This is a genomic window from Streptomyces malachitofuscus (assembly GCF_055571035.1).
Genome location: NZ_JBVIGA010000013.1, coordinates 156401 through 178607 on the forward strand (window position 1 = coordinate 156401; position 22207 = coordinate 178607).

General features: G+C 71.0%; 21 protein-coding genes and 3 pseudogenes. 11 read left to right on the plus strand and 13 right to left on the minus strand.

Annotation, left to right across the window (positions count from 1 at the left end):
* Positions 1-235 precede the first annotated feature (235 nt).
* The 5 genes and pseudogenes from ACZ44S_RS20380 to ACZ44S_RS20400 form a co-directional block, all read right to left on the minus strand.
* Positions 236-676, minus strand: a complete 441-nt coding sequence (locus ACZ44S_RS20380; protein WP_466930994.1) for a pyridoxamine 5'-phosphate oxidase family protein — start codon at positions 674-676, stop codon at positions 236-238.
* A 281-nt stretch (positions 677-957) separates the two neighbouring features.
* Positions 958-1254 carry a hypothetical protein gene (locus tag ACZ44S_RS20385; RefSeq protein ID WP_466930996.1) on the minus strand — a complete coding sequence of 99 codons (297 nt, stop codon included), beginning with the start codon at positions 1252-1254 and terminating at the stop codon, positions 958-960.
* Between the two features lie 35 nt (positions 1255-1289).
* Positions 1290-1592: a DUF1540 domain-containing protein gene (locus tag ACZ44S_RS20390; RefSeq protein WP_466930997.1), complete on the minus strand. Its 303-nt coding sequence runs from the start codon at positions 1590-1592 to the stop codon at positions 1290-1292.
* A 354-nt stretch (positions 1593-1946) separates the two neighbouring features.
* Positions 1947-2095, minus strand: a pseudogene (locus ACZ44S_RS20395) (DUF1918 domain-containing protein); the annotation flags it as partial.
* A gap of 194 nt (positions 2096-2289) precedes the next feature.
* Positions 2290-2628, minus strand: coding sequence for a helix-turn-helix transcriptional regulator (locus ACZ44S_RS20400; RefSeq protein WP_466930999.1), 339 nt, complete (start codon positions 2626-2628; stop codon positions 2290-2292).
* 227 nt (positions 2629-2855) lie between these two features.
* On the opposite strand from ACZ44S_RS20400, the gene ACZ44S_RS20405 reads away from it, so the two are divergent.
* Positions 2856-3338, plus strand: a complete 483-nt coding sequence (locus ACZ44S_RS20405; RefSeq protein ID WP_466931001.1) for a universal stress protein — start codon at positions 2856-2858, stop codon at positions 3336-3338.
* 143 nt (positions 3339-3481) lie between these two features.
* A complete protein-coding gene (locus ACZ44S_RS20410) occupies positions 3482-4519 on the plus strand; it encodes a TerC family protein (RefSeq protein WP_466931004.1) in 1038 nt (345 codons plus the stop codon).
* 190 nt (positions 4520-4709) lie between these two features.
* Here the strand turns inward: ACZ44S_RS20410 and ACZ44S_RS20415 are convergent, their stop codons facing one another.
* Together ACZ44S_RS20415 and ACZ44S_RS20420 are read right to left on the minus strand one after the other, a co-directional pair.
* A complete protein-coding gene (locus ACZ44S_RS20415) occupies positions 4710-5681 on the minus strand; it encodes a pirin family protein (RefSeq protein ID WP_466931006.1) in 972 nt (323 codons plus the stop codon).
* 114 nt (positions 5682-5795) lie between these two features.
* The gene (locus tag ACZ44S_RS20420; protein WP_466931007.1) at positions 5796-6986 is read right to left on the minus strand and encodes an MFS transporter; all 1191 of its coding nucleotides are present in this window, start codon (positions 6984-6986) and stop codon (positions 5796-5798) included.
* Between the two features lie 102 nt (positions 6987-7088).
* Between ACZ44S_RS20420 and ACZ44S_RS20425 the strand changes: the two genes are divergently transcribed.
* Both ACZ44S_RS20425 and ACZ44S_RS20430 read left to right on the plus strand, forming a co-directional pair.
* Positions 7089-7760, plus strand: coding sequence for a TetR/AcrR family transcriptional regulator (locus ACZ44S_RS20425; protein WP_466931009.1), 672 nt, complete (start codon positions 7089-7091; stop codon positions 7758-7760).
* Between the two features lie 158 nt (positions 7761-7918).
* Positions 7919-9484, plus strand: a complete 1566-nt coding sequence (locus ACZ44S_RS20430) for an MDR family MFS transporter (protein ID WP_466931167.1) — start codon at positions 7919-7921, stop codon at positions 9482-9484.
* A 90-nt stretch (positions 9485-9574) separates the two neighbouring features.
* Here the strand turns inward: ACZ44S_RS20430 and ACZ44S_RS20435 are convergent, their stop codons facing one another.
* From ACZ44S_RS20435 to ACZ44S_RS20450, 4 genes are all read right to left on the minus strand, one after another.
* On the minus strand, positions 9575-10519 hold the full coding sequence (locus ACZ44S_RS20435; RefSeq protein ID WP_466931011.1) for a carbohydrate ABC transporter permease: 945 nt from the start codon (positions 10517-10519) through the stop codon (positions 9575-9577).
* Between the two features lies 1 nt (position 10520).
* Entirely contained in the window at positions 10521-11453 is a 933-nt protein-coding gene (locus tag ACZ44S_RS20440) for a carbohydrate ABC transporter permease (protein ID WP_466931013.1), read from the minus strand.
* Positions 11454-11475: 22 nt separating this feature from the next.
* Positions 11476-12846: an extracellular solute-binding protein gene (locus ACZ44S_RS20445; RefSeq protein WP_466931015.1), complete on the minus strand. Its 1371-nt coding sequence runs from the start codon at positions 12844-12846 to the stop codon at positions 11476-11478.
* A gap of 108 nt (positions 12847-12954) precedes the next feature.
* Positions 12955-14781, minus strand: a complete 1827-nt coding sequence (locus ACZ44S_RS20450) for a glycoside hydrolase family 2 protein (RefSeq protein WP_466931019.1) — start codon at positions 14779-14781, stop codon at positions 12955-12957.
* A gap of 174 nt (positions 14782-14955) precedes the next feature.
* On the opposite strand from ACZ44S_RS20450, the gene ACZ44S_RS20455 reads away from it, so the two are divergent.
* From ACZ44S_RS20455 to ACZ44S_RS20480, 6 genes and pseudogenes are all read left to right on the plus strand, one after another.
* Positions 14956-15969 (plus strand): LacI family DNA-binding transcriptional regulator, encoded by a 1014-nt coding sequence (locus ACZ44S_RS20455; RefSeq protein WP_466931021.1) that lies wholly within the window; start codon positions 14956-14958, stop codon positions 15967-15969.
* Positions 15970-16194: 225 nt separating this feature from the next.
* A complete protein-coding gene (locus ACZ44S_RS20460; RefSeq protein ID WP_190163028.1) occupies positions 16195-17226 on the plus strand; it encodes a LacI family DNA-binding transcriptional regulator in 1032 nt (343 codons plus the stop codon).
* A 167-nt stretch (positions 17227-17393) separates the two neighbouring features.
* Positions 17394-17692 (plus strand): annotated as a pseudogene (locus ACZ44S_RS20465) (site-specific integrase); the annotation flags it as partial.
* 11 nt (positions 17693-17703) lie between these two features.
* Entirely contained in the window at positions 17704-17877 is a 174-nt protein-coding gene (locus tag ACZ44S_RS20470; RefSeq protein ID WP_466931173.1) for a hypothetical protein, read from the plus strand.
* A 299-nt stretch (positions 17878-18176) separates the two neighbouring features.
* Positions 18177-18911: a dienelactone hydrolase family protein gene (locus ACZ44S_RS20475; RefSeq protein ID WP_466931023.1), complete on the plus strand. Its 735-nt coding sequence runs from the start codon at positions 18177-18179 to the stop codon at positions 18909-18911.
* Between the two features lie 192 nt (positions 18912-19103).
* Positions 19104-19727: pseudogene (locus tag ACZ44S_RS20480) on the plus strand (tyrosine-type recombinase/integrase); the annotation flags it as partial.
* Positions 19728-19756: 29 nt separating this feature from the next.
* On the opposite strand, the gene ACZ44S_RS20485 reads toward ACZ44S_RS20480, so the two are convergent.
* Both ACZ44S_RS20485 and ACZ44S_RS20490 read right to left on the minus strand, forming a co-directional pair.
* Entirely contained in the window at positions 19757-20725 is a 969-nt protein-coding gene (locus ACZ44S_RS20485; RefSeq protein ID WP_466931025.1) for an alpha/beta hydrolase, read from the minus strand.
* A 104-nt stretch (positions 20726-20829) separates the two neighbouring features.
* On the minus strand, positions 20830-21147 hold the full coding sequence (locus ACZ44S_RS20490; protein WP_388985207.1) for a putative quinol monooxygenase: 318 nt from the start codon (positions 21145-21147) through the stop codon (positions 20830-20832).
* A 148-nt stretch (positions 21148-21295) separates the two neighbouring features.
* Here ACZ44S_RS20490 and ACZ44S_RS20495 point away from each other — a divergent pair, with 148 nt between their 5' ends.
* Complete coding sequence (locus tag ACZ44S_RS20495) at positions 21296-22201, plus strand: AraC family transcriptional regulator (RefSeq protein ID WP_466931029.1); 906 nt, start codon at positions 21296-21298, stop codon at positions 22199-22201.
* The last annotated feature ends 6 nt before the right edge of the window (positions 22202-22207 follow it).

Consider the following 22207-nt stretch of genomic DNA (forward strand, 5'->3'; position numbering starts at 1 on the left):
GGGAGGGGAGGAGCGGCCGTCCGGGTGGACCGACCAGGCGTGCGGCGTGCTGATGCCGGCCGTGGCGCTTCGCGGCAGACGACCGACGTGAACAGGCACCACCCTTCTTCGCACGCTCGGGAGACGGCCGGACGGTCCGGGCATCAGGGCGAAGGGCCCGTCGAGGGTGGGGTCTCGCTGTCTCGGAGGACGGCCCGACGGCACCGCGTCATGCCCCGCGAGGCGACAGGGAGGTTCAGGCAGTCAAGTCCACTCCGTACAGCGTGCGGCCACCGACGAGTTCGCGGCCGGTGATCAGTCCGGGTTCGATGCGGATGAAGACCTCCTGAGGTGCGGGCACCCAGGAGACCGGACCGGTGCGGGACAGGCGCTGGTGTTCGGCGGGGTCGGTCACCACCGTGGCCGCTCCCGTGACCACCACGCTCCAGCCGGACTGCCGGGCGGCGTCGACGTCGTCCACCTCGAAGGCGACGACCGCACCGCCCGTCGCGCGCACCAGGTCCGAGTCGGCAGCGGTGCGCAGCAGAACGGCGCCGTCGGCGTCGAGGCTGAAGTTGACCGGCAGCACGGCGGGCAGGGCCCGGCGTGTGTAGACGATACGGCCGAGGGGCACCCCGGCCATCAGCCGCAGGCATTCCTGCCGCGGCAGTTCGCGGTAACCGTCGTTGGGGTTCATGGGCGCGCCCCTCCTTCGCCTGATGCAGCGGCGCTGCGGTCCTTCAACCCTGAGCCGGGTGAGCGGTCGGTGGTGAGGGCCATGGGTCCCGCTTGTGCCGGGAGAACGGCCCGGGGTCACCCCCGCACACGTCCCGGCGCGCGTCCGGGGCTCGCTGGGCTCTCGAGGCCGTGTCCCACGCGCATGAGCATCTGTACGTGACGCGTCCGGACACGGCAGCCACAGGTGCTGGAGCGCCTCCCCGGCCCGCAACCAGTCCGCCCGCCGGTCGTGTTCGGTGATCAGCACGGCGATCCGGATGCCGCCGCGAACAACCGGGCGGACAGCCGATCGGGGTGCCGCTGCGCGGTGAAGTCCCGCATCGGAAGGTGTTCCCGGGTGTGCTGCGGACCGAGTACGGCCCGTGGCAGACCCCCGTCGGGTCCGGGCTCACGGTCCCGATGCACCCATCGGATGCTCTCCGTGGCGCGGTCGGTGTCGAGGCGGCCGCGGTGCTCGCCCTCCGCGGTGGAGCGGAGCACCATCTCCGTCTCGACGGGATCGGGGAACCGGAGCCATGCGCCCTCCGCGCGGACCACTTCGCCGAGTCCGCCACGCAGAGGGTGTCCTTCCCTCAGGTCCGCGTGTACGTGAGGCAGTCGACCTGCTCGTGCTCGTAGCCGACGGCGATGGACGGGGCGTGGCACTCCAACGCGGTGTTGTGCCGGCAGTCGGCCATCTTGCATGCGCCGACCCGGCCGGTGACGGATCGCTCTCCGCCCTCCAGGTCCGCGCCCATGAAGGTGTCGCAGACAGGGCTGCTGAGGTCTCCCACGGTGATCGCCACGGCGTGGCAGGCGTGGTCATGGTTGTAGGCGCAGCCTTCGGCCGCGCATTCGCTGATGACCGGCAGTTGCATGACGGGGGTGGCTGCCATGAGGGGGCCTGCTTTCTCGAGGTGTCATACGGACGGTCGCTGCGGTCGTGGACCTCCCGGACGGCCGGCCCACCGCCACCACGATCAGCAGGCGACGGGTACAGCCGGACACGGTGGTGCCGGGGGCCGTGTCCACACCAACAGCTCATGGAACGCTCCGTTCCCGTCCTCCACTTTCCGCGACGACCGGTGCCGGCGCACCTCGACGGACGGGTCCCTGGACGCGAGGCGCGATCCCAGTACGGCAGGGGCACTGGTGGACCGTGACGGGGAACGGGCTGTACCGCACCTCACCGGGGTGCCCCAGTCAGGTGCCCGCGCACCCGGCCTCCCGTTCCGCACCGAGGTGGTGGAGTGGGCGTCCGGCCCGGGGAAGACCGGCATGACGTCGCCCGTGTCCGACCGGCGCACGTCGTACGGCGGTGCCCCGTCGTCGTGATGGAGGCCGACAATCACCCCGTCGCGTCGGACGCCACCGGTGGCCGGGCTCTCGACGAGATCAACCGGTCGCCAGGGTGGGCGTGCGGGACGGGCCCCTTCCCTCTGTGTCGATCCCAGTCCCAGGACCACACCGAGCGACGCCCGCACCAGGTGGCCGAAGGTCTCCGGCCGGCAGGAGAAGGCCCTTCCGCACCGAGGGCCGTCGGCACCGCGTCGCTGCCCCGCCCGCGTCGGAATCAGCGCGGCGGGCCGGGCATCACGTGCGGGAGGACGCCGGCCCGGACAACTCGGGGCTTTCCTCGCGGTGGAGGAAGGCCCCGAGGAGGTCGCCCACGGGGTGGTCGGCCTCGGCGGGGTGGCGCAGGGCCACAGTGGGGTCGATGGTGTAGCGGTTGCGGCGGCCCACCCTGGTACGGGTGAGGTATCCGGCGGCCTCGAGGTCGGCGACGATGAGCTGGACGGCACGTTCGGTGATGCCGATGCCCGTGGCAACGTCACGTAGCCGCGTGTCGGGATCGCGGGCGATCTGTAGCAGGACGCGGGCGTGGTTGGTCAGAAAGGTCCACTGATCACCACGGGAGGAGGACACGCTCATGGATCCCCATTATACGAAGCGGGATTCGCGTAACAACGTTACACGAAGAGTGATTGGCGAAAAAAAATTCGCGTATTTCTTGACGGGTTAACCGTGAGTGAGTGACGCTTGAGTCGTCCCCCCGAAACCACCGGCACTTCCCGAAGGGGGCCGCCGTGTTCCATCAGCCCCTGGCCCGTCCTGTGATCCCTGCCGAACGAGTCCCACCGGTTCCTCCGCCACGTCCGGTGACCGCTCTCCTGGCGGACTCCGTTCAGGACATCGCCGTCATCGATACCGCGCTGCGACTGGCCGTCCCGCGTCGCGCGCCTCTGCTGCTCGTCGCCGTCCTGCCCGCGCACGCCCACTCACACGTCACCGCCGACACGCACACGCACGCAGCCCGCGTGGTGATGGGCCGGGTGCTGCCCCGAGTGCGTCAGGCCGGCCTGGACCACATTCCCGTCGTCCACCGCGTCGCGTCGCGCGGCACCCGGCTGCGGGCGGCGGGGGCGCTGCTGGACGTCACCGCCCGCCACCTGTCCTCGGTGCTGGTGGCCGCCGCCCGAGGACCGGCCGGACTGGACGCCCATGTCCTGGCCGAGGCCTCCGCCCTACGGTGCGGCCCGTTCGTGCATACCGTCGCGCCGACGGCCTGGACGCCGTTCCACACTTCCCGGTACCGCTCCGGCTGGAAGGGGCGGCCGACAGCTTCGGGCCCGGCAGCCTGATGCACCACCGGCCGATGCGCGGGGCACCGCTTCCCGGCCCTCGTCCCTGAACCGGCGGCCCGGACCCGGCTCCCCTCCGTACGTGCCAGGGTCCGGGGCCCCGCCTCCATTTCCCTCTCCCCGCTCGAGAAGGCCGATCAACCATGAATGAGCTTTCGTTCACCGTCCCGCTGTGGGTCTGGGCCGCGGTCACCCTCGTGATCGCCGTCATGCTCGCCGTCGACCTGATCGCCCACCGTGACAACCATGTGATCGGCTTCAAGGAGGCCGCGCTCTGGAGCGGGATCTGGATCGCCATCGGCCTCGCCTTCGGCCTGGTGCTGCTCCTGTGGCAGGGGGGAGAAGTCTCCTCCACCTACTACGCCGGCTACCTGATCGAAAAAGCTCTGTCCATCGACAACGTCTTCGTCTTCGCGCTGGTCTTCTCCTTCTTCGCCGTCCCCGACGCCTACCAGCACAAGGTCCTGTTCTGGGGCGTTCTCGGCGCCCTCGCCGCCCGGCTGGTGTTCATCTTCGTCGGCGCCGAGCTGCTCCAGCTGTTCTTCTGGACCGCCTACCTGTTCGGCGCGTTCCTCATCTGGACCGGCTACAGGATGGCCGTCTCCAAGGACGAGGAAGTCCACCCCGACCGCAATCCTGTCGTCCGCCTGGTCCAGAAGGTCGTCCCCACCGATGCCCGCTTCCACGGCGACAGGTTCTTCACCAGGATCAACGGCCGGCGGGTGGCGACGCTGCTGTTCGTGGCCCTGGTCGCGGTGGAAGCCACCGATCTGATCTTCGCCGTCGATTCCGTCGCCGCGATCCTGGCCATCACCACGAACACCTTCATCGTGTGGACCGCCAACGCCTTCGCCGTCCTCGGCCTGCGCAGCCTGTACTTCTGCCTGGCCGGACTGTTGCGCCGCTTCGCCTACCTCCACTACGGCCTCGCGGTGCTGCTGGCCTTCGCGGGCGTCAAACTGATCCTGTCCGAGACTCCCGTCGGCAAGTTGCCCATCCCCGTCACTCTCGGCGTCATCAGCGCGACGATCACCATCTCCGTCGTCTGGTCCCTCGTCGCCACCCGGAGCCAGAACACCGACACCGCGCCGGACACGGAGAAGGCCGGCAACCCAAGCAGCACCTCCGCTCCACCGCACCGGCCCGCCGCCCACCACCGCGGCGGCAAGGACGTACCATGACCGCCCTCAAGTCCCTGGGATCCTCACCGCTTCGAAGAGCTCATGACCCCCGGCACCGAACACCTCGCACACCCTCACTCCGACGCCGGGCCACACGCCCGGATCAGGTGGGAACCCGCACATCACTTCCTCGGACGCAACCGCGGCAGGCGGCACTGAGCAGGCCGCCCCGTACTCACATCTGCGCAGGTCATCGCATCCTTCCCCGCGGCTTCAAGGGTACGTTCGGCAGCTCCGGAGCGGGCAGTGGCGCCCCGTCGTACCCCTGTACCTCGCCGAATCGGGTCCCCGCCATCCAGTCCTCGCGGGCCCGGACGATGTCGTCGTGCGACCGGCCGATGAAGTTCCACCACATCACGATCTCCTCCCCGAACGGCGGGCCGCCCAGCAGCACCAGGCGCGCCGTCCCGGCGCCGCGGTTGGTCAGGGTGAGCGTGGTGCGGCCGGGGGCGGTGTAGCCCAGTTCGGCCGGTTGTACAGCGGTGCCCTCGACGAGGACGTCGCCCTCGTCGACGAGGACGCCGTGCTCGAAGGCGGGGTCGATTCGGAGCAGGATCTCGGCGCCGGGGGCCACCGACAGTTCGGCCCCGAGCAGCGGGGTGAAGGTGCGTACGGGGGATGTGTCACCCGCGAGGGAACCGAGGAAGACGCGGGCCTCACCGCCGTCCAGCGGCACCGGATCCGGCACGAAGTGCTGGAAGGCCGACTCGGCGTCGCGGTGCTCCCGGGGCAGTGCGACCCACAGCTGCACCCCGTGCAGGATCGTGGTGTCCGGTGTCGACACCTCCGAGTGGCTGATGCCGTGGCCGCCGGTCATGAGGTTCAGCTCACCGGGCCGTACCCGGGCGTGGGTGCCCAGGCTGTCGCGGTGTTCGATCTCTCCGCCGAACAGCCAGCTCACCGTCTGCAGACCGGTGTGCGGGTGCGGGGCGACGTCCATGCCGCCGGTCCCGGCGACGTCGTCGGGGCCGTAGTGGTCGGCGAAGCACCAGGCGCCGATGAGCGTCCGGGCCCGCTGCGGCAAGGTGCGCCGCACCCGCATCGCGCGCGGGCCGCCGAGCGGCACGTCCCGCGCGGTGAGCACCTCCACGTCGGCAGGGCGCACCGCCTCCGCTCCGCCGCCGCACTTCACCTCGGCCGGTCGTGTCTCTGTATTGCTCATGGCGCCCGCCCTCCCACGCAAAAAGTTAGATTTTCAACATTCATGGACGATGATAGGGCTCCGGGGCGGGAGAGCGCGCGACGACGGGGTCCGCCCGGCAGGCCCGTCGGTCCGTCATGCGCTCACCGCCACCGGCCGCCGCAGGAGATAGCCCGCCGCCGCCACCACCAGCACCCCCATGCAGGCGATGAACACCAGCCCCGCACCTTCCAGGCCCATCGGCTCCGCCAGCAGACCGACGCCGATGACCGGCACCGAGATGCCCGTGTACGCCACCACGAACAGCGAGGAGATCACCGCCGCGCGGTGGTCCGCCGGGGACGCCCCGCCCACCGCGGACAGCGCTCCGCGGAACGCAAGACCCTGACCGAAACCCCCGACGATCGCGCTCAGCACCACCAGCATCAGCAGGTCCCAGTGCAGGGCGCCGGCGAGCAGCGCCAGCCCGGCGAGGAGCCCGGCGCAGCCCAGCGGCAGTGACCGGGCAGCACCGACCGGACCGACGGCCAACTGCCCGCCGGTCGAGGAGAAGAAGGCCAGCGCCACGACGACCCCGCTCACCGCGTGGTCGGTCACGCCCAGGGACTGCGCGAGGAAGGCCGGGCTGACGGAGGTGAACACGCCGAACAGGGCGAACCCCACGAACGACGCGGTCGCCGCCGGCCCGAAGACGGGCCGCACCTGCGAGGGCACCGCCGGCCGCTGCGGCCGTACGGTGCTCAGCGGCTGCCGCTCCGCCACCGTCTCCGGAAGCCGCAGCACAACGGCGACCGAGCAGACGACCAGGGCCAGGTGTACGGCGAAGGGCAGATACAGCGGCCGGGGGGCGTACTGCGCGAGCACTCCGGCGAGCAGCGGGCCGCAGCCCAGCCCGCCCATGTTGACGGCCGTGGCGACGAACGTGGCCCGGGAGGCACCGCCGGGCGGTGCGGACTCCATGACGTACGCCGTGGCGGCCCCGGTGAACAGGCCGGCCGAGAGACCTGAGAACAGCCGCCCGGCGTACAGCCAGCCCAGCCCGGTGGCGCAGAGGAAGCAGAGGGCGCTGACGGCCGCGCAGCCCAGGCCCCACAGCAGCACGGGGCGCCTGCCCACCGCGTCCGAGGCGTTGCCCGCGAGGAGCAGCACACCGATGACCGCGAAGGCGTAGACGGCGTACACGACGGTGACCGTCAGCTCCGAGAAGCCGAACTTCTCCTGGTACAGCGGGTAGAGCGGGGTCGGCAGCGTGGTGCCGGTCATGCACACCGCGAACACCGCACCGCCGAGCACACTCACCCGCCATCCACGGCGATCACCGGCCATGACCCGACGCTAGCCCCTCCCCCGGGCTCGCTCCCCTCCGGCGCGCCACCGGCACGGGCCCGGGCGAGAGGCAATTTTGCACGGCGTGCATTTTTGCATAGCATGCAAGACATGACGGGGAAGGACACCGCGAGCGGCGGGCTGCGCGAGCGCAAGAAGCGCGCCACGCGTGCGGCCCTCGCCGAGGCCGCGGTGCGCCTCGCCGCCGAGCACGGGGCGGACCACGTCACCGTCGAGGCGATCAGCGCGGCCGCCGGGGTGTCCGTGCGGACCTTCTTCAACTACTTCGACTCCCGGGACGACGCCTTCGTCGTCATCGACGCGGACGCAGGCGACCGGGTCCGCCGGGCGCTCCTCCACGCGCCGGCGGACCTGTCCCCCCTGGAGGCGCTGCGCGAGGCGCTCGCCGCCGAACTCTCGGAAGTCGAACGGCAGCACGAACTGTGGAGCCTGCACGCCCAAGTGCTCCGCGCCGCCCCCCATCTCCTGGTGCGCAGCCTCGGCGCCCACATGGCGGACGAGGCCGTCCTCGCCGGGATCATCGCCCGGCGGATCGCCTCCGGACCGCCGGAGGGAACCGGAGACACCGCCCGCCCGCGCGAGGAGCACGGCGCGCCCGACCTGTACCCGCGGCTGCTCGCGGCAGTGGCCGCTACGGCGGTCCGGGTGAGCCTCCAGCACTGGTCCGACCGGCAGGACGAACTCGCCTTCGCCGACGTCTTCCGCGAGGTGTTCGCCCTCCTCGCGGCCGGACTGCCGGCGCCGACCCGGTAGCGGCCCGGTTCCGCACACCGGACGCCCGCCGCCACGCGGTGCTTCTCCGCCCCCACACCTCGCCCCCGACCAGAGGGCGCAGCCCGCTTTGATCACCGACGCTGAGAGAGACGACCGTGACCGCACCACTGGCGCCCGAGGCGGCGCCGCCCGCTCCCATGCCCAACCGGCAGATACTCCAGGCCATGTCCGGGCTGATGGCCGGCATGTTCGTGGCGATCCTCGCCGGCACCGTGGTGGCCAACGCGCTGCCGACCATCATCGCCGACCTGGGAGCCGGCCAGTCCTCCTACACCTGGGTCGTCACCTCGGAGCTGCTGGCCATGACGGCGACCGTCCCGCTCTGGGGCAAGCTGTCCGACCTGTTCGACAAGAAGCTGCTGCTGCAGCTGTCCTTGGGCATGTTCGTGGCCGGCTCGCTGCTCGCGGGCTTCTCGAACGGTGTCGAGCTGCTGATCTTCAGCCGTGTGGTGCAGGGCATCGGCGCGGGCGGGCTGACCGCCCTGGCCCAGGTCGTGATGGCGGCCATCATCCCGCCTCGCAGGCTCGGCAAGTACGCCGGCATCTTCGGCGCCGTGTTCGCCGTCGGAACGGTGGCCGGGCCGCTGGTCGGCGGTGTCCTGGTGGACACCTCGTGGCTGGGCTGGCGCTGGTGCTTCTTCATCGGCGTACCGTTCGCGCTGCTCGCCATCGTGCTGCTCCAGCGCACCCTGCGCCTTCCCGTGATCCGGCGCGAGGCGAGGATCGACTTCCTGGGCGCCTTCCTCATCGTGGCGGGCGTCTGCGCCCTGCTCATCTGGGTGACCCTCGCCGGCAACGAGTTCGACTGGGCCTCCTGGCAGACCGCCGCCCTCACCGGCACCGGTGCCCTGCTGCTGGCCGCCGCCGTGTTCGTCGAGGCCCGCACGGCCGAGCCGGTCATTCCGCTGCACGTCTTCCGCAACCGCACCGTCACGCTCACCACCGTCGCCAGCCTCCTGGTGGGTGTCGCCATGTTCGGCGGAACGGTCTTCCTCTCGCAGTACTTCCAGGTGTCCCTCGGCAAGTCGCCCACCGTGGCGGGTCTGATGAGCCTGCCCATGATCCTCGGCCTGCTGGTGTCGTCCACCGTGGCGGGGCAGGTGATCAGCAGGACCGGCGTCTGGAAGCGCTACCTGGTGGCGGGCGCGTCGGTCATGACGGTGGGCCTCGGTCTGCTCTCCACCATCGACGCGGACACCTCCTTCGCCCTGCTCAGCCTCTACATGGCGGTGCTCGGCATCGGCGTCGGCATGCTGATGCAGAACCTGGTGCTGGCCGCGCAGAACGACGTACCCGCCGGTGAACTCGGTGCCGCCACCTCCGTGCTGTCCTTCTTCCGCAGCATGGGCGGCACCATCGGCACCAGCGTCCTCGGCGCGATCCTCGCCGGCCGGGTCGCCACCGAGATGACCAAGGGCATGGAAGCGGCGGGCATCCCCGCGAGCCCGGGCACGAGCGGCGGCGGCGAGTCGAGCGTCCCGGACATGAGCGCCCTTCCCGAGCCGGTACGGGCGGTCGTCGAGCACGCCTACGGGGTCGCCACCGCCGATCTGTTCCTGGTCGCCACGCCCTGCGCGCTGCTGGCGCTGATCACGGTGGTGTTCCTCAAGGAGAAGCCGCTGAGGACGACCAGCGGCATGGAACGCCTTGCCGAGGAGTCCGGCACGGCGGCCGACACCGACAAGGCGGCCGTCGCCGGCTGAAGCCGCCGCGCACCGGATCGCCCCGGGCTGCTCGAAGCGGCCCGGGGCGATCGGCATCGGCATCCCCCGGCCGGCGCACGGCCGGCCCCGTCACTGCCCTCCCAGGCCCGTCGTGGCCACCGACTTCACGATCTGCCGCTGGAAGAAGACGAACACCAGCACCAGGGGCAGCGCCGCCAGGACCGAGGACGCCATCGTCTGGGCGTAGTTGATGCCGTAGGCGTCCTTCACCGCGGTGATGCCGACCGGCAGGGTCATCAGGGCGGGGTCGGACGTGGAGACGAACGGCCACAGGAAGTTGTTCCACGCCCCGATGAACACGAAGATCGACACCGCGGCGAGCATGGGGCGGGACAGCGGCAGCATCACCGACCAGAAGACGCGCGCGTGCCCGGCGCCATCGATGCGGGCCGCCTCCTCCAGCTCGCGCGGGACGGTGTCGAAGTGCTTCTTCAGGATGAAGACCATCACCGGGGCGACCGTCTGCGGCAGGATCACCGCCGCGTAGGTGTCCACCAGGTTCAGGGTGAGCATCTGCTGGAACCACGGCACGATCAGCATCTGCGGCGGCACCAGGATCGACGCCACGGTGACGGCGAACAGCCACCGGCGTCCGCGGAAGAGCGTGCGGGAGAAGGCGTACCCGGCCATCGCGGACACGGCCACGGTGACGGCGGTGACGGCCGCGGCGACGAGGAAGCTGTTCAGCATCCACAGCGGCAGGTCACCGCGCTCGATCACGGTGCGGAAGGCGTCCAGGGTGAAGCCGCCCTGCGGCAGGATCCAGTGGACCGGATCGCCGGCGTCCTGGTCGGACTTGAACGCGGTGAGCACCGCCCACGCCATGGGCAGCAGCCAGATCAGCGCCAGCACCGCGAGGGCCGCCAGGGCCAGGGTGCGGGACAGCCGGCCCGCACCCAGGGTGGGGTTGGGTCCGCTTGGGGGGACGGGGCGGGAACGGTGGGCCCGGCGGGCGACGGGGAGCGGGGAGACGGTGCGGCGGGCGGGGCGTGTCCCGACGTCGGTGGAGGTCATGTCACTTCTCCCTGCGGCGAAGGGCGACGAACTGCACGGCGGAGGCGAGGACGACGAGGGCGAAGAACACGTAGCTGATGGCGGAGGCGTAGCCGAGGCGGTAGCCGGTGAAGCCCATGTCGTAGAGATATTCGACGACCGGGCGGGTGGAGCCGTTGGGCCCGCCCTTGGTGAGCAGGTACACCTGGTCGAAGACCTTCAGCGAGGCCAGTACCTGGAGCACCGTGATCACACCGGTGATGCGGCGCAGCTGGGGCAGCGTGACATGCCACAGCCGCCGCCAGGCGCCCGCCCCGTCCAGCGCCGCCGCCTCGTAGAGGTGGTCGGGCACCGTCTGCAGCGCCGCCAGGAACAGCAGGAAGTTGAAGCCCACGGTCCACCACAGGGTGGCGATCACGATCGCGTACAGGGCGATGGACTCGTCGCTCAGCCAGGCGTAGCCGTCCAGCCCGGCCGCCTGCAGCAGATGGTTGTAGAGGCCGAGGTCCGGCTGGTACAGCCACAGCCACAGCAGGCCGATCACACCGACCGGAAGCAGGTACGGGGCGAAGAACGCGAGCCGCCACACCCACTGCCCGGGCAGCCCGGTGTACACCAGCAGCGCCATGACGAGGGCGACCGCCACCAGGGGCACGGTGGACACCACGGTGAACCACACGGTGTGCCAGATGGTGCGCCACATCTCGGCGTCACCGAGGGCCTCCGCGTAGTTGTCCAGTCCGATGAAGGACGGGTCGTGGGCGGAGAGGGAGGTGTCGGTGAGGCTCATCCAGACGCCCTGCACCAGCGGCCAGAGCATGAAGAGGGCGAACAGGACGAGGAACGGCAGGGCGAACAGGAGCCCCGGCGGGAAGACCCGGCGGAGCATCGCGCCGGGTCCCGTACCGGTCCGGCCGGCCGGGGGCCGGCCGCGGGAAGCGAGTTCGGTGGACATCTGCTGCCTCCTTCGCGGCGGCTCAGGCCGGACTGGGCTGGGAAAGGGCGGTGTTGATCCGCTCGACCATGGCGCGGGCCGCCCGGTCGGGCGCCAGGCCGTCGAGCAGGGACTGCTGCAACACCTGTGACATGGAGTTCTGGAAGTCGGACCCGGCTCCGGCGAACCAGACGGCCGGGTCGAGGACCACGTGGTCGGCCGCCGAGGCGTACCGGCTCTGCGGCTCCAGGCGTGCGTAGTCCCGGGTACGGGTCACGGGCCGGTACGCCGGGATGTGACCGGCCTTGGCCCACACCTGCCCGGCCTTGAGGATCGCGGCCACCGCCTGGTGGGCACGCCTGCGGTGCGCCTCGTCCGCGTCGGGGCGGCGCGGCAGTACGAAGGAGTGGGAGTCCGCGTAGACCGCCGGGGTGCCGAAGACGGTGGGAAAGGGCGCCGCCCCGACCTTCGGATCGGCCGTCCGGAAGGTGCCGAGCTCCCATTCGCCGGAGAGGATCATCCCGGTCTGCCGGTTGGTGAAGGCGGCGATGGCCGCCGGGTAGTCCAGGCGGCGGGGGTTGGTCCGTCCGTCGACCAGCTTCTGCATGAAGGCGATGACCTCGGTCATGGCGTCGACGTCCGCCGTGACCGTGCCACCGACGGGCAGGTCGAAGTCGTTCCCGGTCTGGCGGTACAGCCCGTAGAACAGCCGCCAGCCCTGTGCCGTGTCGTTGACGTAGCCGAAGGCGATCCCCTGCCGGCCGGAGGCGGCGGCCAGTTCCCGTCCCGCCTCGAGGAAGCGCTCGGGTGTGGAGAAGGCGTCCTGGTCGAGGTCTCCTCCGCCGGTGAGCAGTCCGGCCTCGCGGGCGGTGTCCGGGTGGAAGAAGACGATGAACGGGTGAGTGTCCAGCGGTACCGCGTAGGTGCGGTCCCGGTACTGGGTGCGGCTCCACACCGCCTCGGCGAAGTCCTTCTCACGGATGCCGAATTCGGCCAGCAGGCCGGTGTCCCAGGCGTCGAGGAGCCCGAGGGGCGCGTATCCCGCCAGACGCGACATGTGGGAGACGGCGACGTCCGGGCCGCGCCCGCCGGCCGAGGCCATGGCGAGCTTGGTGTAGTAGGGCGTGCCCCATTCCAGCACGGTCCGCTCGACACGGGTCCCGGGCATGTCGGGCCGGGCGATGTCGACGAGTTCGTCGAGGAGGGCGCCGTCGGCGCCGCTGAACAGGTCCCACATGCGCACGGTGCGCGGGTCGGACGAGGCTGCCGCCGCACCGCAGCCGGCCAGTGCTCCGCCGCCGAGGAGCACGGCGGCCGAGGCCAACGAAGCCCGCAGCAGGCCCCGTCGGGAGGGTGCGGCGCGGCTGCCTTCCGGCCTGGCGGAGGCGGCCCGTGGGCCGGGCAGGTCGACCATGGCACTACCTTTCTCTACATCGATGTACATCGTCGGCGGACGGTGCCGGCGCAGCTCCGTGGGGCCGGGGCCCGGTTCGGCCGTCCGCCGGGGCCGGGTGGGATGCCGTCAGCCGGCCAATTCGCAGGCGGCCGTGCGCTGTTGGACGCGGCGCAGTGCGGCGGTGTCGAACTTCTCGCCTCGGTCGAAGCCGTAGACTCCGTTGCGCTCCTGGAAGACGTCGGTGAGCTGGGTGTAGCAGTAGCCGAACATGTCCGGGTCGTCGAGCAGGACGTCGACGAGGCCGGTGAAGCGGGTCAGGAACTCCTCGGCGGTGCGCGGCCGTTCGCCGTATCCCCACGAGGTCCCGGCCTCGTCGCCGGCCGCGGTGGCGGCGGCCGCCGCGTCCCACCAGATGCCCCCGAACTCGCTGCACAAGTAGGGCTGTCCGCGGTAGGGCACCGACCAGGTACGGCCGTCGGGGCCGGTGTTGACGTAGGGACGGTCCTCGGCGAGTCCCGCCATGGTCCTGGCGAACGCCTGCGGGTCCTGCTCGTAGCAGTGCGAGTCGTACACGTCGGTCTCCGGGACGCGGTGGGCGTAGCCGGAGGCGTCGATCACGGGGCGGCTCGGGTCCGCCTGCTTGGTGGCCAGGAACATCGCCCGGGTGACGTCGTCGAGCGCGGTGATCCGGTCGTGCAGGTTCTGGTACGTCTCGTTCAGCGGGCACCAGCCGATGATCGACGGGTGCGAGTGGTCACGTTCCAGGGCTTCGAGCCACTGGGCGGCGTAGCTCGCGTCGGGACGCTGGTTGTCGTCGCGGACGCCGGTCTCGCAGCCCCAGTCGCCGAACTCGCCCCAGACGAGGTAGCCGAGCCGGTCGGCGTGGTAGAGGTAGCGCTCCTCGAACACCTTCTGGTGCAGCCGGGCCCCGTTGAAGCCGACCCGCAGCCCGAGTTCGATGTCGCGCACGAGGTCGCCGTCGGTGGGGGCGGTCATCAGACCGTCCGGGTAGTACCCCTGGTCCAGCACCAGCCGCTGGAACACCGGCTCCCCGTTGATCAGCACCCGCTTGCCGTGGACGGCGACCGACCGCAGTCCCGCGTACGACGTCGCCTCGTCGACGACCCCGCCCGCCCCGTCGAGGAGCTGGAGGCGCACGTCGTACAGGTGCGGGTCGGCCGGTGACCAGGTGCGCACCCGGCCCTCCGGCACGGTCAGCACCAGCCTGGGGCACAGGTCGAGGTCGGCCCGGACGGAGGCGGTGACCACCTCTCCGAGTCCGTCCGAGAGCACCGCGCGCACTCGGTGTCCCGGCAGGTTACCGGTGACCGGCAGGTCGATGTGGAAGGAGTTCGAGCCCAGGTCGGGGGTGATGCGCGGACGCTTGAGGCGGGCCGCGGCCGGCACCGGCTCGAGCCACACCGTCTGCCAGATGCCGGTGGTACGGGTGTAGTGGCAGTGGGTGTTGGCGTACCAGGTGGCCTGCTTGCCGCGCGCCTGCGGGCCGTGCCGGGTGTCGCGGGCGCGGACCACGATCACGGCTTGTTCGCCAGGGGCGGCCACACCGCGCAGTTCCGCGGTGAAGGGGGTGAAACCGCCGCGGTGGCGGGCCACTTCGGTGCCGTTCACCCAGACGGTGGCGTCGTGGTCCACGGCACCGAAGTGCAGCAGGACGTCGGAGCCGGACCACTCGTCCGGGAGCGTCACCGTGCGCCGGTACCAGACGGCTTCCATGAAGTCCGTGTCCCCGATGCCCGACAGCGTGGACTCGGGGCAGAAGGGCACGACGATCTCGTCCGCCAGGTCGCGCTCGCGCAGTCCGCGCTCCAGTCCGCTGTCCCCGCGGTCGGTCTCGAACTGCCAGCGGCCGTTGAGGTTCAGCCAGGCCTCGCGGACGAACTGGGGCCGGGGGTACTCCGGACGCGGGACGTCCAGGGGCGGGGGCGTGCTCATGCTGCTCCTCATCAGTGCAGGTGCGCTGGGTACGGGGTCATGCGACCATACGATTACATCGATGTAAATGGCGATGGCGGAAGTTCTCGAAGGAACCGTCCGGGCCGTGCGCGGCCGGACGGCCCGGAGCTGCCGTTACGATCCCGGGACAACGGGAGGTACGAGAAGGGAAGCATGGGCAGGCCCAGGATCAAGGACGTCGCGGAGTACGCCGGCGTCTCGGCGAAGACGGTGTCGAACGTCCTCAACGACTACGAGCACGTCTCCGAGCAGACCCGGACCGCGGTGCGCGAGGCCATCGACGCGCTCGGCTACCGGGTCAACATCGCCGGGCGCCAGCTGCGCCGGGGTCGTACGGGGGTGATCGCTCTGGCCGTGCCGGAGCTGGACATCGCCTACTTCGCGGAGCTGGCGAAACACGTCATGGCGGAGACCGAGCGCCGCGGAAGCACGACGCTCCTGCTGGAGACCGGCGGCCGGCGGGAGAAGGAACTGGCTGCCGTGCACGGGTTCGACGCACAGTTCACCGACGGCGTCATCCTCTCGCCGCTGGCCCTGCAGCCCCGCGATCTGGCGGGCCGTGACACCCGGCTGCCGCTGGTGCTGCTCGGTGAGTACAACCCGCCGGGCAGCGCCGACCACGTGGCGATCGACAACGTGACGGCGGCACGGGAGGCGACCGAACATCTGCTGGCCAGGGGCCGTCGGCGGATCGCGGTGATCGGCGGCGATCTGCGCGGAACGCAGAACACCAGCCGGCTGCGCACCCTCGGCTATCAGCAGGCCCTGTCCGCGGCGGGGCTCCCGGTCCCCGAGGAGCTGGTCCTTCCGGTGCCCGCGTTCCGCTGGGCCGACGGCGCCGCCGCCGCACGCACCCTCATGCGGCTGCCGCGACGGCCGGACGCTCTGCTCTGCCTCAACGACCACCTGGCGCTCGGCGCGGTGCGCGCGCTCCACGAGGACGGCTGGTCGGTCCCCGAGGACCTGGACGTGACCGGGTTCGACGACATCGAGGCGACCCGGTTCAGCATCCCCACGATCACCACGGTCTCCCCCGACAAGCCCGGTATCGCGCGGCGCGCGGTGGAGCTTTTGCTGGAGCGCATAGACGCCGGCGGACCGGGCGGGCCGGCGGTCGACGAGACGGCGGGACACCGGCTGATCGTGCGGGAGAGCTCGGGAGGGTGACGGTGCGCGAGCCGCTCCCGGCGCCGCTGCCCGACCGCGGGGCGAGAGTGGTGACGGTGGACCGCGACAGCCTCCCGGAACGGGACTTCCGCGGCCTTGTCAGTGCCACGGAACGGCATGTATAACGTTGTAAAACTTGAGCCCGGCGGCTCGGCGCACGACTCATGGTGACGGCACCGTTTCCGCACCGGCCAACCGAGTCGGGCCGCTCACGAAGGGATTGCCGTGCGGGTCAGCCTCAAGGACGTCGCCGCGCACGCGGGGGTCTCCATCAAGACCGTCTCCAACGTGGTGAACAACTACCAGCACGTCACCCCGGCCATGCGCGAGCGTGTCCAGCGGTCCATCGACGCGCTCGGCTACCAGCCCAACCTCGCCGCCAGGCACCTGAGGAAGGGGCGTACGGGCATCATCGCCCTGGCGCTGCCGGAACTCGGGAACCCGTACTTCGCCGAACTGGCCGCCTCCGTCATCGACGCGGCGTCCGGGCACGACTACATCGTGCTGCTCGACCACACGGGCGGATCCCGCGAGCAGGAGCTCCTGGTGAGCCAGGGCTTCCGGGCCCGGGTCATCGACGGGCTCATCCTCAGTCCCATCGAGCTGGAGACCGAGGACCTGCGCGACCGCGCGCACGACGTGCCGCTGGTCCTGCTCGGCGAGCGGGACTACGACCTGCCGTACGACCACATCGCCATCGACAACGTCGCCGCGGCCCGTGCCGCCGTGCGGCACCTGATCGACCTGGGGCGACGGGAGGTGGCGTTCATCGGGGCACGGCGCGGGCGCAGCGAGCCGGCCCAACTCCGGGTACGCGGCTGGCGCGAGGAGCTGACGGCGGCGGGGCTGCCCGCCGACGAGGGCCTCGTCGCGGCCACCGACGGCTGGGGACACGCCGACGGAGCGCGGGCGATGAACCACATCCTGGACAGCGGGCGGCGGCCGGACGCGGTGTTCGCCTACAACGACCCGATGGCGATCGGGGCGATGAGGGTGCTGCACGAGCGGGGGCTGCGGGTACCGGAGGACATCGCCGTGGTCGGCTTCGACGACGTGATCGAGGGCCGCTTCGGCGCGGTGACGCTCACGTCCGTGTCGCCGGACAAGGCCGCCATCGGCCGGCTGGCGGTGGAATCGGTGCTCGCCCGGCTGAACGACCGGGCGCCGGAACCGCGCCGTATCTGGGCGGACTACCAGCTCGTGGAGCGGGAGAGCACACTGGGCCGGCCGGCGGGCACCGACCGGGGAACCACCTGACGCGTTCCCCGCCGCGGTGGGGCACATCGGGCGCCTGCGCGTGCCCGCGCGTGTGCCCCACCGGGTGCCGCCCGGCCGCGCTCCGCGGGCGGCCACCATCACTCCCCAGCACTCCGCGGGCAGTCGTGCCGATCCCCCCGCAGACCACGGGCAGTCGCGCCTCCCCCAGCGCCCGCCGGGCGGGGGTGCTTTCCTGGCTCGGCTGGTGCCGGGAGCGCGGCGACGACGGGCCGATGGTCCCGGCCTGGGCGAGGCGGCCGGCGGTGCCGGACCCCGAGACCTTGGCCCGCTCGAAGATGGCGACGACCGGCTGATCGCGCGCCGGGAGGTGCACCTGCGGCGGAAGACGCTGTGGCGGATGCTCTACGAGACCGCCGCCCGAGCGGAGGAGATCCTCGGCGTGAACGTCGAGGACCTGGACTTCGCCGGGCGCCGCTGCCCGGTTAGGGCGAAGGGTTCGAGATCGGGCATCACGGCGTGGATGGGCAGCGGGGCGGCAAACCGCTGTCCCCTCGCACGAAGGCCGGTTATCCCACCGCGCCCAGGACGTTCTTCCGGGACTGCCAGGAGTGGGAGACACCCCACGAGATCGGAGTTCCGGCGACCGCGACGCTCCTGCCGATCGTCGCGGTCAACCAGGGCAAAGGCTGAACTACTTGGCACATCTGATTCCATGAAATACCGGTTCTTCGGTGCTCGAATCGGTGGCGGACGTGCGCTTCCTGACCAGTGAAAGGCGAGACTCCGACGTCATGGTGTTCGGCCACAGAGCCTCCGCAAAAACCCGTTGGCGGAACCACGGCAGCCACTGCTACGTTTCCGGAGGCCGTGCAAGAGACCGAGGAGGTGGTACCCGTGAACGTATCGACATGGGTGCTCCCCTCCGGGGTCACGGTCGGGCGATAGGTCGTCCGGGAGCGCCGTCAATGGCACTCCCGAAAGGCACGACCATGCACTTCACTTCTGAACAGCGTCTCGACGACGCTGTCCTCGAGCGCGAATTCACCCTGGGTGAGATCCCCGGCATCCTGTGGACGCCCGCATCCGCGTCCGCCCCGGCGCCGCTGATCCTGCTCAGCCCCCCTCCTCTCGGGCTGCGCAAGACGTACCCCCGGCTGGTGGCCCGGGCCCGGCACGCTGCGGCGGACGGCTTCGCCACGGCTACCATCGAGCTCCCCGGAAGCGGCGACCGGCCCCGTTGGCCCGCCGCAGAGCAGGCCCGCACCGACCTGCGCCGGGCCATGGAAGCCGGCGCGCCGGTCAGCGACGAGATCATCGACGCCCTCATCCTCCCGCTCGTCGACAAGTCGGTCCCGGAATGGCAGGCCGCCCTGGACGCCCTCCTGTCATTGCCCGAGATCGGCGGCCCGGTCGGTTACTCGGGGGGAGTGATCTCCATCGGGACCCGGCTGGCGGTGGTCGAGCCGCGCATCTCGGCCGCTGTTCTGTTCGCCGGGAGTTTCGTCCCCCGGGCCATGTTCGAGGAGGCCCGCCAGGTCACCATTCCGCTGCACGTCCTGCTGCAGTGGGACGACGAAGGGAATGACCGGCAGGCGGCCCTGGACCTGTTCGACGCCTTCGGCTCCAAGGAGAAGACCCTGCACGCCAACATGGGCGGGCACACCGGCGTCCCGCAGTCCGCCGGCGACGAAGCGGGCCGATTCCTCGCCCGGCACCTGAAGTGACGCCCTTCCGTCAAGCCACCAGCAGACGGTAAGCCGTGTCGGCCAGGATGCTGCGATCCAGGGACAGGTCCCGGCCCTCCTCGGCTCTCGACACCACGGGCCCCTGCCGGACTCTCGGCAGGGACCCGCGTTGCCCGAAGCCATGAACTGCTCGACGTCTGCAGAGCTTCGCAGGCTGCGCTCGACCAACTGCTGATCGCCCGGCGCGAGGTCCACCTGCGGGAGAAGACGCTGTGGCGGATGCTGTACGAGACCGTCGCGCGGGCGGAGGAGATCCTCGGTGTCACCATCGAGGAGCTGGACCTTGCCGCCCGCAGGGCCCCGGTGAAGGCCAAGGGCTCGAAGCCGCGTACCCGCCGCCGCGGTGCCCCGCGCGAGGACCACGTCATGGAGCCCGTGTACGGGGACGCCGGCACCGCCCGCCTGCTGCCCCGGCTGATCAAGGGCCGCACGCGCGGGCCGGTGTTCGTCACCCACCGCAAGCCGGGTCCCAGCAAGGTCCCCGCGCCGCGTGACGTGTGCCCGGACACCGGGCTGGTCCGGCTGTCGTACGGCCAGGCCCGCGCCCTGCTCGACGCCCACACCGCAGTCGGCGGGGTGCCGGGCACAGGCTGGGACCTGCACGAATACCGCCATTCCGGTCTCACCCACCTCGGCGAGGCCGGGGCCGGCCTGCCCATGCTGATGGCGAAGTCCCGGCGCAGGAAGCCGGAGAACGTACGGCGCTACTTCCACCCCTCGGCGGAGGCGATCGCCGAGGTCACCAGCCTGCTCGCGCCCGGAGACAGCAGACGCCGAGGTCATGGCCGAGGCTGAAGCGTACGACCGGAACTCGTCGACTTCACCTATGCGGCGGGGTTCGTGGGCAGGAGCCGGGCGAGCCAGTCGGTGCGGGTTCGGCGGGCTGTGGCCGAGATGTGTGCCTGCGGGTACAGGGCGTCGAATCCGTGGAAGCCGCCTGCCCAGACGTGGAGTTCGGCCTGGCCGCCGGCCGCCCAGATGCGGGTGGCGTAGGCGGTGTCCTCGTCGCGGAAGACTTCGGCGGAGCCGGTGTCGATGTAGGTGGTCGGCAGGCCCGCGAGGTCGTCGGCCAGGGCGGGTGAGACGTATGCGGGTACCTCGTCGTCGGTGAGGTCGCCGAGGAGGCAGCGCCATCCGAATCCGTTCATCTCGCGGGTCCAGACGCCGGACCCGTTCGAGTACTGGAGGCTGGAGGTGGTGGTGTTGCGGTGGTCGAGCATGGGGCCGATCAGGACTTGGGCGGCGATCGTCGGGGTGCCGAGGTCGCGGGCCAGCAGGGTGACGCCGGCGGCGAGGCCGCCGCCCGCGCTGGCGCCTGCGACGATGATCCGGGCGGGGTCGATGCCCAGTTCGGCGGCGTGGTCGGCGATCCAGACCAGTCCCTGGTAGCAGTCGTCGACCGGGATGGTGCCGGTGGACTCGGGCGCGAGCCGGTAGTCGACGGAGACCACGACGGCGCCGAACTCGTCGAGCCACTCCAGCGGGATGTCGATCTGTGAGAAGCGGTCGCCCATGACCATCCCGCCGCCGTGCATCCAGTAGACGCAGGGTGCGGCAGCGGTGCGATCGCTGTTCGCGGGGCTGAAGACGGACAAGGGGATCGGAGTGCCGTCCGGGCTCGCAACGGTGACCTCGCGCCGGTCGACAGCGCGACCTTCGAGGAGGGGTTCGACGGGCATCGAGGAGAAGGGACGTACCTGCGCCAGCACTTCCGGGCTGAGCTGGGACATCAGCGGCATGTCGGCCAGGAGTTCATGCAGTTCGGGGTCGAGGGAGGGGCGTGCTGTGGTCATGGTCGTTGCCTCTCGTGGGTGGTGGCGGGACGGTAGGGCGAGGACGGGGGGCGGCTCGGTGGGCGCCGAGGCGGCAGAGGCTGGCGTGTGGGGTGTTCGGCGGCTCAGAGGGCGGATTTGCCGCGGACCGGAACGTAGTCGGTGTACTCGGAGTCCTTGGCGAGCAGCGGGTCGATCTGCGCCACGATGGCCTGGGCGGTCTTGCCGGCGAAGACGCGGTGGTGGTCCTCCTCGCTGGTCCAGCCTTCGGCGACGTGGACGACGTCGGGGTCGGACGCGGAGCGGGAGACGAGGTAGACGAGGCAGTATTCGCTCGCGCCGGGGCTGCCCTCGTTCAGTCCGGTCAGCAGCAGGTCGACGAGCTGGTCGCCCATACCGGGCCTGGCGGTCAGGGTGGCGCCGAAGCCGTAGTTGGCAATCATGGATTCTTCTCTTCCTCTTCGGTGATGGAGTGCGGTGATTCCATTCAAGCGTGTTGACCTGCGAAAACGTTAGACCGATACTCGTTCGCACTTGCATGATCCTCGCGGCTTCGGGAACCGCGGCGCGGAATGGTGCTGCAATGGACGCATGTACCTCGAAGAACTCCGCACCCTGCTGGCCCGCCATGCGCGGCCCGACTGGACCACCGCCGTCGACGGCGTCCTCATCTCGAAGGTCGACCGCCCTGATCCGCCGGCGCCTTCGATGTCCGGCACGCTCCTGGCGGTCATCGCGCAGGGCGCCAAACGCCTCGCCCTGGGTGAGAGGGTGTTCGAGTACGGGCCCGGGCAGTACCTGGTTGCATCCGTCGATCTGCCGGTCACAGGGCAGTTCACCCAGGCCGACCCCAAGCAGCCGGCGCTGGGGTTCGGTCTCGTCCTGGAACCGTCCGCCGTTGCCGAGCTGTTGCTTGAGGCCGGGCCCGGAGACGCCCCCCGGAGCAGCGGGGGCGCGCCGTCGGGGATCACCGTCAGTGACGCTCCGGCCGCGCTGCTGGACGCGGTGGTCCGGCTGTTGCGCCTGCTCGACGAGCCCCGTGACCGGGCCGTACTGGCCCCGCTGGTCAAGCGCGAGATCCTGTGGCGTCTGATCACCGGCGAGCAGGGTGCGACGGTTCGCCAGCTCGGCCTGGCCGACAGCAGCCTCAGCCACATCTCGCGGGCCGTGCGGTGGATCCGCGAGCACTACGCGCAGCCCTTCCGGGTCGAGGACGTGGCCCGGCAGTCCGGCATGGGCGTCTCCGCCTTCTACCGCAACTTCCAAGCGGTGACCGCGATGAGCCCCATCCAGTTCCAGAAGCAGATCCGGCTCCAGGAGGCCCGGCTGCTGCTTGCCACCCACCCCGGAGACGTCACCGGAGTCGGCCACCGCGTCGGCTACGACAACCCGTCGCAGTTCAGCCGGGAGTACCGCCGCCAGTTCGGCGCGCCCCCCAGCCAGGACGCCGCCCGCCTGCGTCAGGCCGTGCGTGCGTCGGCAGGTCTCCTGCCCTGACCTGGG

What these genes read in the sequence shown, in the direction of transcription:
- ACZ44S_RS20380 (WP_466930994.1), bottom strand. Translation starts at nt 676, where the DNA reads ATGAACCCCAACGACGGTTACCGCGAACTGCCGCGGCAGGAATGCCTG.
- ACZ44S_RS20400 (WP_466930999.1), bottom strand. Translation starts at nt 2,628, where the DNA reads ATGAGCGTGTCCTCCTCCCGTGGTGATCAGTGGACCTTTCTGACCAAC.
- ACZ44S_RS20455 (WP_466931021.1), top strand. Translation starts at nt 14,956, where the DNA reads ATGGGCAGGCCCAGGATCAAGGACGTCGCGGAGTACGCCGGCGTCTCG.
- ACZ44S_RS20420 (WP_466931007.1), bottom strand. Translation starts at nt 6,986, where the DNA reads ATGGCCGGTGATCGCCGTGGATGGCGGGTGAGTGTGCTCGGCGGTGCG.
- ACZ44S_RS20415 (WP_466931006.1), bottom strand. Translation starts at nt 5,681, where the DNA reads ATGAGCAATACAGAGACACGACCGGCCGAGGTGAAGTGCGGCGGCGGA.
- ACZ44S_RS20450 (WP_466931019.1), bottom strand. Translation starts at nt 14,781, where the DNA reads ATGAGCACGCCCCCGCCCCTGGACGTCCCGCGTCCGGAGTACCCCCGG.
- ACZ44S_RS20440 (WP_466931013.1), bottom strand. Translation starts at nt 11,453, where the DNA reads ATGTCCACCGAACTCGCTTCCCGCGGCCGGCCCCCGGCCGGCCGGACC.
- ACZ44S_RS20410 (WP_466931004.1), top strand. Translation starts at nt 3,482, where the DNA reads ATGAATGAGCTTTCGTTCACCGTCCCGCTGTGGGTCTGGGCCGCGGTC.
- ACZ44S_RS20475 (WP_466931023.1), top strand. Translation starts at nt 18,177, where the DNA reads ATGCACTTCACTTCTGAACAGCGTCTCGACGACGCTGTCCTCGAGCGC.
- ACZ44S_RS20445 (WP_466931015.1), bottom strand. Translation starts at nt 12,846, where the DNA reads ATGGTCGACCTGCCCGGCCCACGGGCCGCCTCCGCCAGGCCGGAAGGC.
- ACZ44S_RS20390 (WP_466930997.1), bottom strand. Translation starts at nt 1,592, where the DNA reads ATGGCAGCCACCCCCGTCATGCAACTGCCGGTCATCAGCGAATGCGCG.
- ACZ44S_RS20425 (WP_466931009.1), top strand. Translation starts at nt 7,089, where the DNA reads ATGCAAGACATGACGGGGAAGGACACCGCGAGCGGCGGGCTGCGCGAG.
- ACZ44S_RS20490 (WP_388985207.1), bottom strand. Translation starts at nt 21,147, where the DNA reads ATGATTGCCAACTACGGCTTCGGCGCCACCCTGACCGCCAGGCCCGGT.
- ACZ44S_RS20485 (WP_466931025.1), bottom strand. Translation starts at nt 20,725, where the DNA reads ATGACCACAGCACGCCCCTCCCTCGACCCCGAACTGCATGAACTCCTG.
- ACZ44S_RS20495 (WP_466931029.1), top strand. Translation starts at nt 21,296, where the DNA reads ATGTACCTCGAAGAACTCCGCACCCTGCTGGCCCGCCATGCGCGGCCC.
- ACZ44S_RS20430 (WP_466931167.1), top strand. Translation starts at nt 7,919, where the DNA reads ATGCCCAACCGGCAGATACTCCAGGCCATGTCCGGGCTGATGGCCGGC.
- ACZ44S_RS20435 (WP_466931011.1), bottom strand. Translation starts at nt 10,519, where the DNA reads ATGACCTCCACCGACGTCGGGACACGCCCCGCCCGCCGCACCGTCTCC.